11 protein-coding genes and 6 pseudogenes are annotated in these 17,479 nt (G+C 39.2%); 1 reads left to right on the forward strand and 16 read right to left on the reverse strand.

Features of this window, described 5'->3' with window-relative positions:
• Positions 1-18: 18 nt before the first annotated feature.
• The 7 genes and pseudogenes from JCM21531_RS02130 to purR form a co-directional block, all read right to left on the reverse strand.
• A complete protein-coding gene (locus tag JCM21531_RS02130; RefSeq protein ID WP_038287120.1) occupies positions 19-1,107 on the reverse strand; it encodes a peptidylprolyl isomerase in 1,089 nt (362 codons plus the stop codon).
• A gap of 164 nt (positions 1,108-1,271) precedes the next feature.
• A pseudogene (gene mfd, locus JCM21531_RS02135) lies at positions 1,272-4,804 on the reverse strand (transcription-repair coupling factor).
• Positions 4,805-4,832: 28 nt separating this feature from the next.
• The gene (pth, locus tag JCM21531_RS02140; protein WP_038287047.1) at positions 4,833-5,402 is read right to left on the reverse strand and encodes an aminoacyl-tRNA hydrolase; all 570 of its coding nucleotides are present in this window, start codon (positions 5,400-5,402) and stop codon (positions 4,833-4,835) included.
• A gap of 124 nt (positions 5,403-5,526) precedes the next feature.
• A pseudogene (locus JCM21531_RS02145) lies at positions 5,527-6,488 on the reverse strand (ribose-phosphate pyrophosphokinase).
• A gap of 67 nt (positions 6,489-6,555) precedes the next feature.
• Positions 6,556-7,939 (reverse strand): annotated as a pseudogene (gene glmU / locus JCM21531_RS02150) (bifunctional UDP-N-acetylglucosamine diphosphorylase/glucosamine-1-phosphate N-acetyltransferase GlmU).
• 438 nt (positions 7,940-8,377) lie between these two features.
• Positions 8,378-8,662: a septation regulator SpoVG gene (gene spoVG / locus JCM21531_RS02155; protein ID WP_038287050.1), complete on the reverse strand. Its 285-nt coding sequence runs from the start codon at positions 8,660-8,662 to the stop codon at positions 8,378-8,380.
• A gap of 192 nt (positions 8,663-8,854) precedes the next feature.
• Positions 8,855-9,672 (reverse strand): annotated as a pseudogene (gene purR / locus JCM21531_RS02160) (pur operon repressor).
• 535 nt (positions 9,673-10,207) lie between these two features.
• Here purR and murC point away from each other — a divergent pair.
• Positions 10,208-11,614 (forward strand): annotated as a pseudogene (gene murC / locus JCM21531_RS02165) (UDP-N-acetylmuramate--L-alanine ligase).
• A 111-nt stretch (positions 11,615-11,725) separates the two neighbouring features.
• Here the strand turns inward: murC and fabZ are convergent.
• From fabZ to spoIIID, 9 genes and pseudogenes are all read right to left on the reverse strand, one after another.
• On the reverse strand, positions 11,726-12,166 hold the full coding sequence (gene fabZ / locus JCM21531_RS02170; RefSeq protein WP_038287052.1) for a 3-hydroxyacyl-ACP dehydratase FabZ: 441 nt from the start codon (positions 12,164-12,166) through the stop codon (positions 11,726-11,728).
• 104 nt (positions 12,167-12,270) lie between these two features.
• Entirely contained in the window at positions 12,271-12,564 is a 294-nt protein-coding gene (locus tag JCM21531_RS20115) for a phosphodiester glycosidase family protein (protein WP_243467081.1), read from the reverse strand.
• Positions 12,549-12,698, reverse strand: coding sequence for a hypothetical protein (locus JCM21531_RS20120; RefSeq protein WP_243467082.1), 150 nt, complete (start codon positions 12,696-12,698; stop codon positions 12,549-12,551). Before JCM21531_RS20120 ends, JCM21531_RS20115 begins: the two co-directional genes overlap by 16 nt.
• A 247-nt stretch (positions 12,699-12,945) precedes the next feature.
• Positions 12,946-13,383, reverse strand: coding sequence for a hypothetical protein (locus JCM21531_RS20125; RefSeq protein WP_243467083.1), 438 nt, complete (start codon positions 13,381-13,383; stop codon positions 12,946-12,948).
• An 89-nt stretch (positions 13,384-13,472) separates the two neighbouring features.
• Positions 13,473-13,823, reverse strand: a complete 351-nt coding sequence (locus JCM21531_RS02180) for a rod-binding protein (RefSeq protein WP_038287054.1) — start codon at positions 13,821-13,823, stop codon at positions 13,473-13,475.
• Positions 13,824-13,891: 68 nt separating this feature from the next.
• A pseudogene (locus JCM21531_RS02185) lies at positions 13,892-14,691 on the reverse strand (flagellar hook-basal body protein).
• A 13-nt stretch (positions 14,692-14,704) separates the two neighbouring features.
• Positions 14,705-15,484 (reverse strand): flagellar hook-basal body protein, encoded by a 780-nt coding sequence (locus JCM21531_RS02190; protein WP_038287057.1) that lies wholly within the window; start codon positions 15,482-15,484, stop codon positions 14,705-14,707.
• 207 nt (positions 15,485-15,691) lie between these two features.
• Positions 15,692-16,726, reverse strand: a complete 1,035-nt coding sequence (locus JCM21531_RS02195; protein ID WP_038287060.1) for a rod shape-determining protein — start codon at positions 16,724-16,726, stop codon at positions 15,692-15,694.
• A gap of 180 nt (positions 16,727-16,906) precedes the next feature.
• Positions 16,907-17,137 carry a sporulation transcriptional regulator SpoIIID gene (spoIIID, locus tag JCM21531_RS02200; protein ID WP_243467084.1) on the reverse strand — a complete coding sequence of 77 codons (231 nt, stop codon included), beginning with the start codon at positions 17,135-17,137 and terminating at the stop codon, positions 16,907-16,909.
• Positions 17,138-17,479 lie beyond the last annotated feature (342 nt).

Below are 17,479 nucleotides of genomic sequence, written 5' to 3' on the forward strand. Positions count from 1 at the left end.
CTATTTTTTATTCTTTTATTAAACTTTTATTCTCCTTAACGCAAACTCGTTTTCCTTTAAATCGTACTGGGATTCTTCTGTCCATTCCTTAAGAATATTATTATATTTTTCTGCCAATATTACATTTTTAACATTTTGCACAACGTCTTTATATTCCGTTCTCTTCTCCAATCTTACAACGTGGTATGCATAATCTGTCTCTACTATGTCTGTATCTCCAACTTTATGTTCGAAAGCCCATTTAACAAGATCTGCTAATTTAGGCTCACTTGCCTTGGTGTAATTGAGTTCAAGCAATCCCTTATTTCCCTCAACACCGCTGTCTTCCGAAAGTTCCAAGGCCAATGCTTCCATGTCCTCTCCCTTGTTTACTTTCTGAAGAGCATCCTTTGCCTTGTCGTATAATTTTTGCTTGTCCTCTGCCGACAAGGAAACTTCTGTCTTAGGATTAACTGTATAAAATATTATGTGTCTTATGGTTATTTTATCAAAAGTGTCTTTATTTTCATTATATCTGTTTTCCAGTTCTTCTTCAGTAACACTAATCTTTTTCTGCTCATCTTCCACAAATTTAAAAACCAGCCTTAGGTCTTTTAAAATCTCTTTATACTCTTCAATGTTGATTCCATAGGTATCTTTGAACATTTCTTCAGCTGACATGATTTTAACTCCAGTGTTCTTCGCCGCCTGATTGAACTGCGCCATTTGACTTAGAAGTGTGGTAATCGAATTTTCAACTTCCTGCATATCCTTGTCGTTCAAAAACAATCCTTTTTCCTTTGCCTTCAAAAGCTGTATCTTAAACTCCTTGCAACTGTCAAGAGCTCTTTGCTTTGCAAGCTCTCTTGCATCAACACCTTCTATTTTCGAATCCCAGAAAGCCTCTTTTGATGCCTGGTCTTCAAGTTGGGCATCATTTTCCATTTGAATCTTTACCGAACCAAGAAAATACTTATACTCTTTACTGGTAATTTTTTCGCCTGCAACTGTAGCTACATAGCTGGTAGCATATGAGTACCACACACCACACCCTACAGCCAAGGCCACAGCCAGTACCGCTATAACAGCAATGACTGCTTTCTTTTTTCCGCCAATCTTTTCCCTCATATCCAATAGAATCCCTCACATTTCCTAAGTAATATACTATTTATGCTGCCTTCCCGGTGCAAGAAAAATAGCACAATAGCTTGCCTTGAAAATAAAGCTTTTGTAGGACTAATTTAATTGTTTTATGTCTACACAAAAATCCCAACTATATCTATTATAATAAATTATGAACCCTCCTGCAATTTCTTAATGTCTTGTAACAAAATCTTAATAATTTCGAGCAAATCCTCTCTTTTTACTCCTGTTATCTTAAAAGTAATATAGGGTTTGTTGCTAGCCGAAAAAAGAAGCTTTCTTCTGTATTTATCCATGAGTTTTCCCAATATCTCAAAATTTATAATTGTGTTTTCGGAGTACTGAAGGATTACCGCATCGTTCTTCTCCTGAACAGCTGAAAACCCGCATGCTTTAGCCAAAGATTTTATGTATGCAATTGTAAGCAAATTCTTTACCGGCTGAGGTATCTCCCCGTAGCGTCCATCAGCTCGTCTTCGTTATCCAATACATCCTGTTCGTCATTTATAGAAGCAATTTTTTTGTACATATCGATCTTCTGATTCTCGTCACTGATATAATCATTATCTATATAGGCGCTTACATTTATATCTATGGAAATCTCCTCTTCCTCTTTGGAGACAGGTATACCCCTAAGCTCGTTCACCGCTTCAGCCAAAAGCTTGCAATACATGTCATAACCCACAGAGTCTATGTGTCCGTGCTGCTGCGGTCCTAGAAGATTTCCCGCGCCCCTTATTTGAATGTCACGCATTGCTATTTTAAATCCCGAGCCAAATTCCGTAAACTCTTTTATGGCCTGGAGCCTCTTTTCAGCGATTTCAGTAAGAACCTTATCCTTTTTATATGTTATGTATGCATGGGCAAGCCTGTTTGAACGTCCAACTCTGCCCCTAAGCTGATAAAGCTGGGCAAGCCCCATTTTGTCCGCATCTTCTACTATAATGGTATTTACATTTGGCATATCCAGGCCCGATTCAATTATGGTGGTACACACAAGAACATCATATTCACCGTTTATAAACTGAAACATAATGTTTTCCAGCTCCGTCTCGTTCATCTGCCCATGGGCAATGGCCACTCGGGCTTCAGGAACCAGTTTCTGTATTTCTCCCGCTTTCAAATTTATAGTTCTGACCCGGTTATAAAGATAAAAAACCTGTCCTCCCCGGCTTAATTCCCGGTTTATGGCATCTCTAATAACTTCGTTGTTGTATTCCATCACATAAGTCTGAACAGGATATCTTTCTTCCGGAGGGTCTTCGATAGTGCTTATATCCCTTATACCGACAAGGGACATATGCAGAGTTCTCGGTATTGGTGTGGCCGTAAGGGTCAAAACATCAATATTTGCCTTCATGCTTTTGATCCTTTCTTTGTGGGCTACTCCAAAACGCTGCTCTTCATCTATCACCAAAAGCCCAAGGTCTTTAAAGGAGATATCCTTTTGAAGTAGTCTATGGGTTCCGATAAGTACATCCACCATGCCCGCCTTTACATCCTTTAATATCCTCTTCTGTTCCGCCTGTGTCCTAAACCGGCTTATTACTTCAACTGTTACGGGAAAGTCCTTCATCCTTTCCTTGAAAGTGTTGTACTGCTGCTGAGCAAGAACCGTTGTCGGAACCAGATAAGCCACCTGCTTGCCATCCATAACCGCCTTAAATACCGCTCTCATTGCCACTTCGGTCTTGCCATAACCCACATCGCCGCAAAGCAGCCTATCCATCGGCCTTTGCGATTCCATATCCTTTTTTATCTCCTCAATGCATTTTAGCTGATCCTCCGTTTCCTGATACGGAAACAAGTCCTCAAACTGCTTCTGCCACACCGTATCTTTCCCAAAGGAATGCCCCTTTGACGCCTCTCTCTGGGCATATAGATTGATAAGCTCCTCGGCAAGTTCCTTTAACGATTCCTTTGCCTTGGCCCTGGCCTTCGTCCAATCCGTTCCCCCCAGTTTGCTGAGCTTCGGCGTTTTCCCTTCCGAACCTATGAACTTCTGTATCAGATCAAGCTGGTTTGTTGGAACATAAAGATAATCCCCTTCACTGTATTGAATCTTGAGATAATCCTTTTTTATGTTCTCTACCACCAGTTGCTCAATTCCAATATATTTTCCTATCCCATGAATCTGATGAACAACATAGTCACCGACATTCAAATCGGTAAATACACTTATTTTCTTTCCTTTTGCCGATTTATGCTTTCTTAATTTCTTCTCCTGTCCAAACAGTTCTTTTCCGCTCACTACCACAAAGCCAATGCTTGGGTATTCGAACCCTCGGTTTAAAATACCATGGGTTATTACCACCTCTCCGGGCTGAATGTCCCGGTGAGGCTCCTCCATGTATACAGCTTCGATATCTTTTGTCCTTAAAGTCTCGGCCAACATTTCACTGCGGCTTTTACTCCCTGAAAGTATGACCACTCTTGCACGATTTTTCTTCCAGTGACTTATGTCTTCTGCCAGCATCTCAAAATGCCCCTGATAGGAGTTAAGAAGTTTTGACACTATGTTTTCCTTCTGGCCTTCCTGCCCTTCGCCGGAAGGAAGAGTGCTAAAATACAATGCATTTTTTCTTTTCTTCAGCCCCTCCCATAGATAATCATAATCAAAGAAAATATCGAAACTTCCCGCAAGAAGCTGTCCGTTTTCAAGGAAACTTTTACACATCTCATTAGTTTCCATCAGAAGACTCTCAAGTCTCTGCTCAAATCTTTTAGGTTCATCCACAAATGTGAGTATATCGGAGCCTATATAGTCAGTTACGGTAGACGGCTTTTCGATAATATATGGAATATACCTGTCCATTCCTGCAAAATAATATTCCTGGGAAAATCTCTCGATATCGGAACTTATTTTTGCTTCAAGCTTCTCTATCTGGCTCTTGCCATTTTTCGCCCCCATTTTCTCTATTTGCTCTTTGAGGTCTTCGGATATTCTTTTTAAAATAGCATCTCTCAAGCTCAGGGGATAAATTAGTTCTCTTGCAGGCAAAACCGTTACTCCATCAAGATTTTCCATAGACCTCTGGGTCATGGTGTCAAAGCTTCTTATCGAGTCTATTTCATCGTCAAAGAGCTCTATTCTTACCGCAGTGTCACTGTTTACCGGGAAAATATCTATAATTCCTCCCCGGACTGCAAACTGGCTTTTCCCTTCAACAGTTGCCACTCTTTCATAACCTATGGATACAAGCTTTTGTATAAAAAGACTAAGATCAATCCTATCCCCCAAAGCAAGACTTATTATGCTTTCTTTAAAAAGCTCTTTGTCAATAAGCTTCTGACACAATGCTTCGGTACTTGTCACTATAAAGCTGTAATCATCGTTCACAATCCTGTAAAGAGCACTTATTCTTTCATAAACCGAATCATAACTCTTTGCCTCCACATCATGAAGCATAATCTCCTTTGACGGGAAAAATACAACATCTCTTCCAAAGAAAAATGAAATGTCCTCGAACATTTTTCTTGCCTGTATCTCATTATAAGCTATGTATATACCTTTTAAACCCAAATGGTAACATAGCCCGCAGGCTATATGAGCCTTCTGGGACTCCGAAGGACCTGTCAGAGTTGTAGGTATACCCCTTTTGACGTTCTCAAGCACGTCAGTGTATTCCTTTATCTCAAAAAGGGGCTCTATCAGATACTGCTTATCCATTAATATACTCATGTCTGGTAAACCTCTTAGCATCAATATATTATTTGTTGTATCTATTCATTGCGCTGTCAATACCGGATTTTACTATGGCCTCAACAGCATCCGCCGCACGCTCAATAGTATCTTCAATCTTCTTTCTTTCGTCACCGGAAAACCTGCCAAGAACATAATTTGCCAGGTCCCACCCTTCCGGCGGCTTGTCAACACCGATTCTCACCCTGGGGAATTCATCGGACTGTATCTGGTATATCACAGATTTCATGCCGTTGTGGGTTCCGGCACTGCCCTTGGGTCTTAATCTGAGCTTCCCCACAGGCAAATCTATATCATCATATACTATTATAATATTTTTTACAGGAATCTTATACCATTCAACTATTTCCCGTACACTTTCACCGCTAAGGTTCATAAAGGTCTGGGGCTTTGCAAGAATCACCTTCCGTCCGCCTATATTCCCATCACCGATAAGAGCCTTGTGCTTTAGCTTTGTAAGCTTTATATCATGTCTTCTTGAAAGAAGTTCCACCGTATCAAATCCCACATTATGCCTCGTATTTTCATATTTTGCTCCCGGATTGCCCAGTCCTACTATTACAAACAAATCCTCCAAATTTGCCACCTCTTCTTGTAATGTTATACAGACAACTAATAAATTGCCTCCCTAATTCTCTTAAGGAGGCAATGTAAAATTTTAATATATCATTATTTACAGAAAACCCGCTAAAAATCGATAATTAGTCTTGCTGGGTAAACAGCGAGCTTATGGAAATATCTCCATATATTCTTTCAATGGCTTCGGCAAATACAGAAGCAACAGATAGCGATACTATCTTATCGATTCTCTTGTTCTCATCCAACGGAATTGTATTTAATGTAACAAGCTTTTTAATTTCTGACTCTTTAATTCTGTCAATCGCAGGACCTGACAAAAGTCCGTGAGTACAACAAGCATATACTTCTTTTGCACCTATTTCCATAAGTGCATTTGCGGCATTAACGATTGTTCCTCCCGTATCGATAAGGTCATCCACCAATATTACTCTCTTATTGTTAACATCGCCTATTATGTTCATTATTTCCGAAACATTGGCTTTCGGTCTTCTCTTGTCAATAATAGCCAAGGGAACATCCAACCTCTGGGCAAACTTTCTTGACCTCGAAACGCTGCCTACATCAGGCGATACTACTACAACATCACTCATATCTCCAAATTTCTCGAGGAAATAGTTTGCCAGTATATTTCCACCCAGCAGATGATCCAGCGGAATATCAAAAAATCCCTGCAATTGAGGTGCATGAAGGTCCATTGTAAGTACCCTGTCTGCTCCCGCAGTTGTGAGAAGATTCGCTACAAGCTTTGCTGAAATAGGATCTCTTGCTTTAGCTTTTCTGTCCTGTCTTGCATAACCGAAATACGGCATTACAGCAGTTATCCTTCCTGCTGAAGCCTTTTGAGAGCGTCTATCATAATCAATAATTCAACAAGGTTGTCATTAACAGGCGGACATGTGGATTGAATAATAAACACATCGGAACCTCTAACAACCTCGTTAATATTAATTGCAGTCTCACCATCGCTAAACTTTCCTACATTTGCCAACCCAAGCGGAAGCCCTATTTTTTCTGCAATTTCCAAAGCCAACTCCCTGTTTGAGTTTCCTGCAAAAATTTTAATATCCTTTCCATGTAAATTCATCTTATGTTCCCCTTCTTACCTTTTTATTTTATATTAATATTAATAAATAGTAAAATTTTTATTGACGTTATTCTTTCTCCTGCCTTAACATTCCTTTTTTTACAACCCAGTCCTCCTTGATTATCTGCCGGCTTCTGGCAATAGCAAGAGATTTCTCCGGAACTTCTTCCGTAATCGTAGAACCGGCTGCCACATAAGCATTGCTTTTAACTTCAACAGGTGAAATCAGATTTACATTGCAGCCCACAAATGAATTGTCCCCCACAATTGTCTTATTCTTTTTCTGCCCGTCATAGTTTACCACTACAACACCGCATCCGAGATTAACATTCTTTCCAATTTCGGCATCTCCCACATATGTAAGATGTGATATCTTGGTTTTATCTCCTATTACGGACTTTTTAACCTCAACAAAATCACCAATCTTAACCTTTTTGCCTATCCGGCTTCCCGGCCTTATATAGGCAAAAGGACCGACTTTTGTATCATCGTCTATAGAGCTTTCCAGCACGACAGAATTCTTTACCTCTACCCCGTCGGAAATTTGGGCACCGACAATCCTGCTTCCCGGACCGATTATACAATCTTCGCCTATTTTTGTCTTCCCTTCAATGATTGTGGAAGGATAAATCACTGTGTCAATCCCTATTTCCACATCCTCGTCAATATACGTTGAAGCAGGGTCAATTATCGTTACGCCGTTTTCCATATGTTTTTTTAGAATTCTGTCTCGAATTATCCTGCCTGCCTCAGCAAGCTGGGCTCTGTCATTTATGCCCAATATCTCACTGCTGTCCTCAACTTTTATTGCTCCAACTTTTTTTCCTTTGTTTATAAGTATTTCGATAGTATCCGTCAGGTAGTATTCTCCCTGGCTGTTATTGTTATCAAGCTCTTTTAATGCTTCTGTCAAATCTTTTATATTAAAACAGTACATTCCGGAGTTGATTTCTTTTATATTCCTCTCCTCCAAAGAAGCGTCCTTGTGTTCAACAATTTTTCTGACACTGCCGTCACCGCTTCTTACTATCCTGCCGTATCCGTCAGGTTTATCAATGTCTGCAGTAATAATTGTAGCTGAATTTGCATTTTCTTTATGGTAATTAACGGTATTGGAAATGGTTTCTGAAGTGATTAGAGGAGTATCTCCGCACAGCACTACAACATAACCGTCTTTATTGTTCAGATACTCCTGAGCCTGCATAAGTGCATGCCCCGTTCCCAATTGCTTTTCTTGAAAAGCGTAAAGGCTTTGTCCCCATCTTTTCTTTTACCTCTTCTGCCTTATGCCCAACTACAAGCACAACTTCATCTATTCCGGCTTTTTTTACCGATCTATAAACCCATTCAACCAAAGGCATACCGAGAATTTCATGCACAACCTTTGCTTTTTTGGACTTCATTCTTTTTCCTTCTCCAGCGGCAAGAATGACTGCCATCAAGCATCCCATTAAAAGTTTCCTCCTTATTCTTAAGCTCCACCAAGAAAAAAAGCTCTCAAATCACTTTGAAGATTCCTTTATAGTATCTATAAAAGAATTCTGCAATTAATCCATGAAGCTTTCTAAAATTAATAACCAATAATATAATTATGCAACAAGTACTTTTTTATAGCCATCTTTATTTTCTCATTTTTTAATAAACTTTTCAACCACAAAAGTTGATTTCACATAAATAAAAATCGTCAAAAGTACGCACTAACCTATTGCCTATTCATTAGAACCCTGTTTTCCTCTGTGTTAGGCCGAAAGATACCTTAAGAAAACAAACAGTCCCACCACGAAAATCCTGAATAAGCATGGATTTAATGCAGTCCTTTTCACGATTTAGTAATTTTAAAATTCAATATCTTCTCGTTTTTATATGGTTTTAAAATAATCTAGTTGTTTTTAATTACCTTCTTCTGTTTCAATGCTGCCTGAAGAAATTGACTCATATTTATCCAAAATGGCGCTCTGGATCTTGCCCCTGGTTTCTGCATTGATAGGATGAGCAATATCCCTGAATTCCCCATCTGGAGCTTTTCTACTAGGCATTGCAATGAATAAGCCATTCTGACTTTCAATAACCTTTATATCATGAACAACGAACTCATTGTCAAAGGTTACAGAAACGACAGCTTTCATTTTTCCTTCAGAATCAATCTTTCTGATGCGAACATCGGTAATTTCCATGAGATGTTACCACCTTCCGTAAATTGTGTATTCATCGTGTACTAAATATTATATTCGGCATTATTTTTGATTTTCCTTCTTATTTTTTTATGTTTTTTATTTTTTTATAAACTTATACCCTTTTTATAGCATTTCTCTTTATCAATATATTATTCATATATAAGCAAATCCGAATAATAAAGGAATTTTTTTCTACATCCATCCTTTACTGGGCTTTACATCTATAAGTTTTTCCTCGGTGTTTACAATATTCAATGTTAACAGAGATACATAATCATCCACCAGTTTTTTCGACGGCTCCAAAGTCTCAATAACGACACCGATTCCTACAACCTCACACTCAAACTCTCTTACCATATCGATTATACCTTTTGCTGTACCTCCGCCTTTCATAAAATCATCTATGAAAAGGAGCCTTGAATAGCCTTTAAGAGCCTCATGGGAAGAACCATTGTCTGAATCTTCTTTGATGAACCGGACACATAATTTATGTTTACCGACGGTCCGTCTGTGGCTTCACTGTTGTGTCTTGCTATAACCAGAGGCACACCCAGCTGTTTTGCAGTGGCAAAGGCAAGAGGAATACCCTTTGTCTCAACCGTGATAACACAATCTATTTCTTTTTTGAAAAAATGTCCTGCAAAAATATATGCAATATCGGATATCCTTTTCGGATCATAGATAATGTCCAGCATATATAGGTAACCGCCCGGAAGAATCCGCTGACTGTTTGACAAATCTTGACACAGAGAGTTTAGGATGGATTTTATCTTGTCTTTTTTGTATCCGGGGACAAATCTTATACCCCCCGTGGAACCGGCCATGCTTTCGATAGACCCCAAATCAAACTTTTCAAGCAAATTCTGTACAATATCTATATCTTCACTTATTGTGGATTTTGCAGAGCCAAACATATCTGCAAAGCTGCCAAGGGTAAAGGTTTCTCCCGGTGAATCACACAAGGTCTTTATCAAAACAGCAAGCCGTTCATTCCTATGAAACTTTTCCATCAAATCCCTCCAGGCTTATTTTGTACTCAATCTTTAAGTCATATGTAGGTTAATCAAGGCAAATCTACTGTTTCTTCCAATTAATCTTCGTATATTATACTATATATTTCCGAATATTTTAAGCCTTTTAGGATACAAAAATCCACCTCTTTTGAAAAATCATTAAATTTTATTAAGAGGTGGATTTTATTCTTGCAAAATAAAGTAAACTTTACTTTCTCATTTTACTTAAAATTTTTTAGTTGTATTTCTCCCCCAAAAATATCGAAATCTACTTTTCAATTTGATTAATTTCCTTCATGTCAAATTAATTAGTCTTAACTCGTTTTAAAAAATAAAAATACGGAAACACTTATAAATGTGCTAAAATTTTCATATAATACTAATTGGATATTTTTATTGTTATATTAGCCGGTTAGTATTAATATAAGACTATAAGATTAATTGATATGACTATAAAATTTATGTTGGAATTTAATAAAATATAGATTATGATGTTATCTGGCTGTATATTAAAGTTTAAGGAGTGTTGGCATTGGAACAATTAAGTATACTAGACTCAAAAGAATTCAAACATGTACATTTCATCGGTATAGGCGGAATAAGTATGAGCGGGCTTGCAGAAATCCTTTTAAACCTGGGATTTAGTGTGTCCGGCTCTGACATGAAACCTTCAAACATAACTTCAAAACTTGAGAATAAAGGAGTTAAAATAAATATAGGGCATAGTGAGGAAAACATTGGCGATGCAGATCTTGTAATATATACAGCCGCTGTAAAAAGTGACAATCCTGAGCTTATGAAAGCCAAAAGTCTCGGAATTCCCACTTTAGACAGGGCAACACTGTTGGGTGAAATAATGAAAAAATATCCTTTTAGTGTCGCCGTATCCGGTACTCACGGAAAAACCACAACTACATCCATGATTTCCCTGATCATGCTTAAATCGTCTCTCGACCTACCATTCATATTGGCGGAGAGCTGGATGCTATTGGGGGAAATACAAGGATAGGCGGAAATAACTATTTTATTGCCGAGGCATGCGAATATGTGGAGAGCTTTTTGAAATTTCACCCATATCTTGCCGTTGTGCTGAATATTGAAGCCGATCACCTTGATTATTTCAAGGATATAGAACATATTAAAAGCTCGTTTTTAAAATTTATTCATCTTATCCCCAAAAACGGCTATGTGGTTGCATGTGTTGACGACAAAAACATTTTGTCTCTTCTCAAAGATGTGCACTGCAACATAATCACCTATGGCCTAAATTCAAAAGATGCAATGTGGAGAGCTGAAGAAATTTCCTTCGATGAGAACGGTTTTGCATCCTTTACAGCACTCAAAAACAGCAAAAGAATCGCAAGCATACAGCTTAAGATTCCGGGTGTACATAATATCAGCAACGCCCTTGCATCAATCGCTGCATGTGATGCCTTAGGCTGTAGTATTGAAAACATAAAGAAAGGCCTTGAGAGCTATACCGGAATTCACCGCCGCTTTGAATTAAAGGGAATTGAAGACAATATAAAGGTTGTTGACGACTATGCCCATCATCCATCGGAAATCAAGGCAACATTAAAGGCCGCAAGAAGCGGAAACTATCCGAGGATTTGGACGGTGTTTCAACCCCATACCTATACCAGGACAAAACTCCTTTTGGATGAGTTCTCTCAAGCCTTCAAAGATGCGGATAAAGTTATTGTTACAGATATATATTCTGCCCGGGAAAAGGACACCGGTGAAATACATTCAAAGACCCTGGCGGAAAAGATACGGGCAAACGGCCAGGATGCCATATACTTGCCCGACTTTGAAGGAATTGTTGAATATCTCAAGGAAAATGCTTCGTCGGGTGATTTGATACTTACCATGAGCCGGCGATGTTTACCGGGTCGGCGAAATGTTTCTCAAAGATAAACAAATGATTGCCGTAAGCTGATTTATTTGGTGTTGTTCCAATTTAAACCAATAGAAGAAAACACTAAAAAGTCCGATGATTTCACGATATGCGTGTGGTCCTCGGACTTTTCCGTATTAAATACTCTTAATATTAACCGTTTTTGTTGGTATCAATCATTGCAAACTTAATCTGGCCTTCCGCTGCAACTTGTCCGTCTACAGTAGCCAAAACCTTTACTTTTCCCATTCCCAGCTTGAACGTCAAAAACTCAGCCTCAAGCTTTAATGTATCTCCCGGAACAACCTGCCTTCTGAATTTCATAGACTCAATACCTGTAAATACACCCAGTTTCCCTTTATTCTCTTCAACCATTAGCCCTGCAACACATGCTGTCTGAGCTAAAGCCTCAACTATAAGAACCCCCGGCATAATTGGATTTCCCGGAAAATGACCCTGGAAGAACGGCTCATTTACGGTGACATTCTTTATTCCTACTGCCTTCTTTCCCGGCTCAACCTCTATTATTTTATCAATCAATAAAAAGGGGTATCTGTGGGGAATAATATTCTGAATTTCTACATTGGTCAGCATCAAAACACCTCTTTCCAAAAATAGTTATGTACGAAATACATTATAGCACTGAGTTATAAATAAGTAAAACATTAATACAATAATAGTCTAATAACTTTAATAAGCTAATTTGCTAAATCTTTACTTACAATGACCACAATTCCGCCGCCCAGCATTCTTTCCCGGGCAGGGAGCCTGTTTACCGTCTCGTTTTCTATAACCATCTGGGTTGAAGCTCCGCCGTCCAGCATGGCAGCATCTTTTACCCCCAGACTTACCAGATAGCCTGCAAGCTCCCTCGATGAAAGACCAAGACTGTATCCCGGCTGCCGGCCATCTACGGTAATAAGCAGTACCTTGCCGTCATACCTTACACCTATGGCCGTTCTCGGATCCCGATTGGTCAACAACCCAACCACTCATCCTTGTCAACGGCTGCCACCTTTCCATCCCTTACAAGCCAGCTTCCGCACTCGTATGCCTGAAACTCCGGCCCAAAATCCGGATCAATATCGATTCCGACCCAATCTCCCACTTCAAATTTCCGCTCCAATGAAATGGCTCATAAAGGGTAACCACCATTCCGTTGGAAGGAATTTTGCACTCCGTATCACCGCGGAATTTCTTTACAACTCTGTTGTCCTCTATAATATATGAAGTATTGAGCTTATTCGCCCTGTTGGTGAGTCCGAACACCGGTGTATACACAACTATTTCTCCTGGCTTTCCCTCTCTGTTTATATTATCCGCCAAAATCCTTCTATTGCCGTGCAGTATCCATATATTGCTCCAAACTTCGCTTATGAAGCATTTTTCCCTTGTACAACAAATACAGGAAATCTCCCCGTAGACTTTGTATAGGTTTTTCCGTCAATCGCCACCATACCTGAGGGTTCACCATACGAGTAAAAGAACCCTGCATTTACGGCTGCATAAGCATTGTTGCTAACCGCGATATCTTTAAGGCTTTGAAAACCGTATATAGAGTCAAAGGCTAATGCCGGCTTTATTTTAACGCCGCCAAAGCTCAAATCAATCTCCAATATGTTTATTTCCTGTTTCATTCCATTGATTTCTGTACTGACAGCCTTATGTTCCATGGGAAATGGTTTGTTGTCTGACGGAACAGTATCTATATCAGCGGCATTTCCGACCCCTTTATCGTTTACCTGATTTCTTTCTTCAAATAAAAAACGCCCTGCATAAATAATTATGAGGGTTGTAATTATTAAAATCATAAATTTTATTGTATTGACCGCTGCCTTATTGTTCATCGATCTTTATACTCCCTTAGCCTGCAATTTCAGCTTTTTCTCAGCTATTTGCATCACTTGGCCTTGAAATTCTTTGAAAGCTGCTTGTAAAGGCTATCCGCAAGGCCCAAGTTAATACGCCCGTTCGACTCCTTTACCAGCTCCTCATCCAGCATATCTTCAAAAATCTCCCTGCCCGGATCAGCAGGTATAAAATCAGATTTTGGAACAGTGGCTTTCATCTGTTTGTATACAATTTCCAGTAAAATCCCTTCAAATTCTTTGCATGCTTTTTTGAGTTCTTTCTCATCCTTGTTCTCAAGAGCATTCTGAAGTCTTTTCTCAAAATCGTCATCGGAAGACTTCACACTGCTGCTCTGTATTGAACTGTTAAAATATTTATTGGTAATCGCGCTTATATCCATTATAATCGCTCCTATTTAATTTTTCCAGTAAAAATATTGAAGGTTTTTCAGCAAAGCCCAAGTCTAAATTATCTCTTCAAATTGTTTGCTATTCCCAGCATCTCTCTGCGGACTGAATTGCTTTGGAATTGATCTCATACGCCCTTTGGGCAACAATGAGCTTAACCATTTCCTCAACTACCTGTACGTTTGACGATTCAAGATAATACTGTCTTATATTGCTCTTTTTGCCCAATTCCTCATCAGGTACCGCTTCCCCTGATGCGGAAGTGCCGGCATAAAAATTGCTTCCTATGCTCTCCAAACCATTTCTGTTCGGGAATTTTACAAGACCTATTTTCTGTCCCAAAGGCACTACTACTCCGTTTTCATCGGTGTAGCTCATTTCTCCGTCAGATGAAATATTCAGCTTTGACACATCAATATCAAGTATTATTTCCACTCCGGATTCATCCAGCACAGGATATCCATCCGATGTTGTAAGCATATTTCCGTTATCGGTCACACTGATTTTAAAGCTTCCGTCCCGGGTATAAACTATATCTCCCCTTGGACCCAACACAGTGAAAAAGCCGTCGCCGTCTATGGCAAGATCAAGAGGATTGTCGGTCTTTTCGAAATTTCCGCTCTGGAAGTTTTTCAGTGTAGCCATCGGAACTGTTCCGTATCCTACCTGCAGATTTACCGGTCTTCCTTCCCCATCTAGGATATATGCCCTGTTTAAAGTATCATACAGCATATCCTTAAATTCCAATCTTTCCTTCTTGTACGCAGTGGTATTAACATTTGAAAGATTGTTTGATATAACATCAACATTCAGCTGCTGAGCCGTCATTCCCGACCCTGCTGTCCACAGTGCTCTCATCATAATAATTATCCTCCTATCTTACGACTCCTATTTCGTTTACTGCTCTTTCAAGCGTTCCATCCTGGGCCTGAAGAATTTTTTGATTTGCTTCATAAGAACGCATTATTGTAATCATATTAATCATTTCATTAATGGAATTAACATTTGACTGTTCAAGATAGCCCTGTCTTACTATCCCGTCAAACGGTTGCTCCTGTGTATTCTCCGTTCTTTGCACAAGGTTTGAACCAGTTTTTCTCAGCGTCGTAGTATCCGTAAAATTTCTTATCAACAGTCTGTCAACGGCCTGCCCGTTTTCGACAATCGTACCGTCATCACTAACATTGAAATTCTCCGAATTAAGGGTAATAACGCCGTTTTGACCCATTACCAAATAGCCTTCCTTTGTTACCAGTTGACCGTAAGCATTCAGCGCAAAAGAGCCATCCCTCGTGTAATATTCTCTAAACTCTCCGTTTCCGGCAGGTACCGCTACGGTAAAGAAGGCTGTATCGCAATTGGAAATAGCCATATCCAAATTGTTGTCTGTCTTCTGGAGCTGTCCCTGATTATAGTATGTAAAAACCTCTCCTACGTCATTTCCGAGCTGTACATTCCCCAATCTTCCTGAAGGATTACTGCTGCTGCAGCTGTCGTTAATCCTCTTTACCAACACATCGGGAAAGCTTTCCAATATCACCGTATCTTTTTTGAACCCGGTGGTATTGACATTTGCAAGGTTATTGGATACAACATCCATTTGCTTGCTGTTTGCCAGCATACTCCAACCTGACGTGTAAAGACCTCTAATCATAACTTAATCTCCTAAATACGTATTTATCTTATTCGGCTTATCTTACTTCTCTTACAATATAGAATATCGGAAATTTATCGAAATGGTTTAGTAGAAATTATTATCTGAAAAAACAACAAAACATTTCACTCCAAAAGCCCAAACTAAAAAAGGCCGGGCAAAAACCCGACCTCTAGCATAGTCAAAGTTAAACATATTTAAAATTTCTTAAATATAATTTACAGTGTTATCGCTCAGTTCACTCTTCTCAATAGTTTCTATATGTTCAAGCGCTTTGCCTGTCCCAAGAGCAACACATGACACGGCATCATCTGCAATAACCACATTTATACCTGTCTTTTCCTGTATCAACTTGTCAAAACCGTATACCAGACTTCCGCCGCCTGTCATGACAATTCCGCGGTCGCTAATATCCGAAGCAAGCTCAGGCGGTGTCCTTTCAAGAACTGAATGCACAACTTCCACAATACTTGAAATCGGCTCTTCCAAAGCTTCCATAATTTCAGAGGAAGTAACGGTAATGGTCTTTGGCAAGCCCGATATGAGATTTCTTCCCCTAATTTCCATGGATACTTCCTGTACCCTGGGATAAACCGTACCAACATTGATTTTTAACTCTTCCGCAGTACGTTCCCCTATCATAATGTTGTGTTTTTTCCTCATATATCTTGAAATGGCTTCATCAAACTTATCTCCTGCAACCTTAATGGAAGAACTTACAACAATACCGCCGAGAGATATAACGGCTATGTCAGTGGTACCTCCACCCACATCTATTACCATGCTTCCGCAGGCTTTTGAAATATCGATGCCGGCTCCAATCGCAGCAGCTATAGGCTCTTCAATAAGATATGTCTTTCGCGCACCGGCCTGCATTGCTGCCTCTCTGACCGCTCTTTTTTCCACCTCGGTAACTCCGCTGGGCACACATACGATAATCCTTGGCTTGAAAAACTTAAATGCCTTATTGCCGCACACCTTGCCGATAAAATGCTTTAACATTTTCTCAGTGATATCATAATCGGATATTACACCATCTCTTAAAGGTCTTATCGCGACTATATTTCCAGGAGTTCTGCCAAGCATTCGCCGGGCTTCCTCTCCTACAGCCAGAAGTTTATTTGTATTTTTATCGATTGCCACAACAGAAGGTTCTTTTAATACTATGCCTTTTCCCTTTATATAAACAAGTACTGATGCCGTTCCCAAATCAATACCTATATCCTGTCCAAGCCCAAACAAAGCGCATCTCCCTTTCAAAACTTGTATTGGAAAGCTATACTCATAATTAAATATTATCATATTATTTTATTATTGCAACAATTTTGCAACATATGAGCAAAAATCCGCCTGTGTATTTATTCAAAAAATTAAAAGTCGGTTTCCCGACTTTTTTATGTTTTTTGGTATTTATTTTATTTTTTAGCCCCCATGTTTTCCTTTATATTTTGCTTTTGTTGCCAACCCGCCTCTTATGTGTCTTTCTGCTTTATTTTTGTCCAATACCGCCTTTGCCTCCTCGGCCAGGGCAGAATTAATTTTCATCAATCTTTCAGTCACGTCCTTGTGAACAGTGCTTTTGCTTATTCCGAATTTCTTTGCAGCAGCCCTCACGGTCGCCTTGTTTTCAACGATGTAATTTGCAAGCTCCACAGCTCTCTCTTCTATATACCTTTCAACGATACGCCCCCCTTACAGTTGATACTCTAGACTATTCAACCTAGCTTGATATTTTTTATCTATTACCGCTGACTTGCTGCCGACGTTATCGAAACTGTCAAACTAAAGTCTATCACGGGCTTTTTTAAGTCAGGTAATTTTGTGTATCCATGCTTAAGAATTTTATTGATATCTGTATGCGTAAATTACATATCTTAAAGGCTTTAGTTGCTACACTAATATATATGCCTCTTTGAATTGACTTATGATTGCAGGACATTTTAAAATTACACTGTTTTACGTTTTTGGCGATTAAGTCTATATAATGGTGTAAAA

Source organism: Acetivibrio straminisolvens JCM 21531, from assembly GCF_000521465.1.
GTDB lineage: Bacteria > Bacillota > Clostridia > Acetivibrionales > Acetivibrionaceae > Hungateiclostridium > Hungateiclostridium straminisolvens.

Excerpts from the sequence above, each read along its gene's own strand:
- JCM21531_RS02130 (WP_038287120.1), bottom strand. The coding sequence starts at position 1,107 with ATGAGGGAAAAGATTGGCGGAAAAAAGAAAGCAGTCATTGCTGTTATA.
- spoVG (WP_038287050.1), bottom strand. The coding sequence starts at position 8,662 with ATGGAAATTACCGATGTTCGCATCAGAAAGATTGATTCTGAAGGAAAA.
- fabZ (WP_038287052.1), bottom strand. The coding sequence starts at position 12,166 with ATGCTGACCAATGTAGAAATTCAGAATATTATTCCCCACAGATACCCC.
- JCM21531_RS20125 (WP_243467083.1), bottom strand. The coding sequence starts at position 13,383 with ATGATTTTAATAATTACAACCCTCATAATTATTTATGCAGGGCGTTTT.
- JCM21531_RS02180 (WP_038287054.1), bottom strand. The coding sequence starts at position 13,823 with ATGGATATAAGCGCGATTACCAATAAATATTTTAACAGTTCAATACAG.
- JCM21531_RS02190 (WP_038287057.1), bottom strand. The coding sequence starts at position 15,484 with ATGATTAGAGGTCTTTACACGTCAGGTTGGAGTATGCTGGCAAACAGC.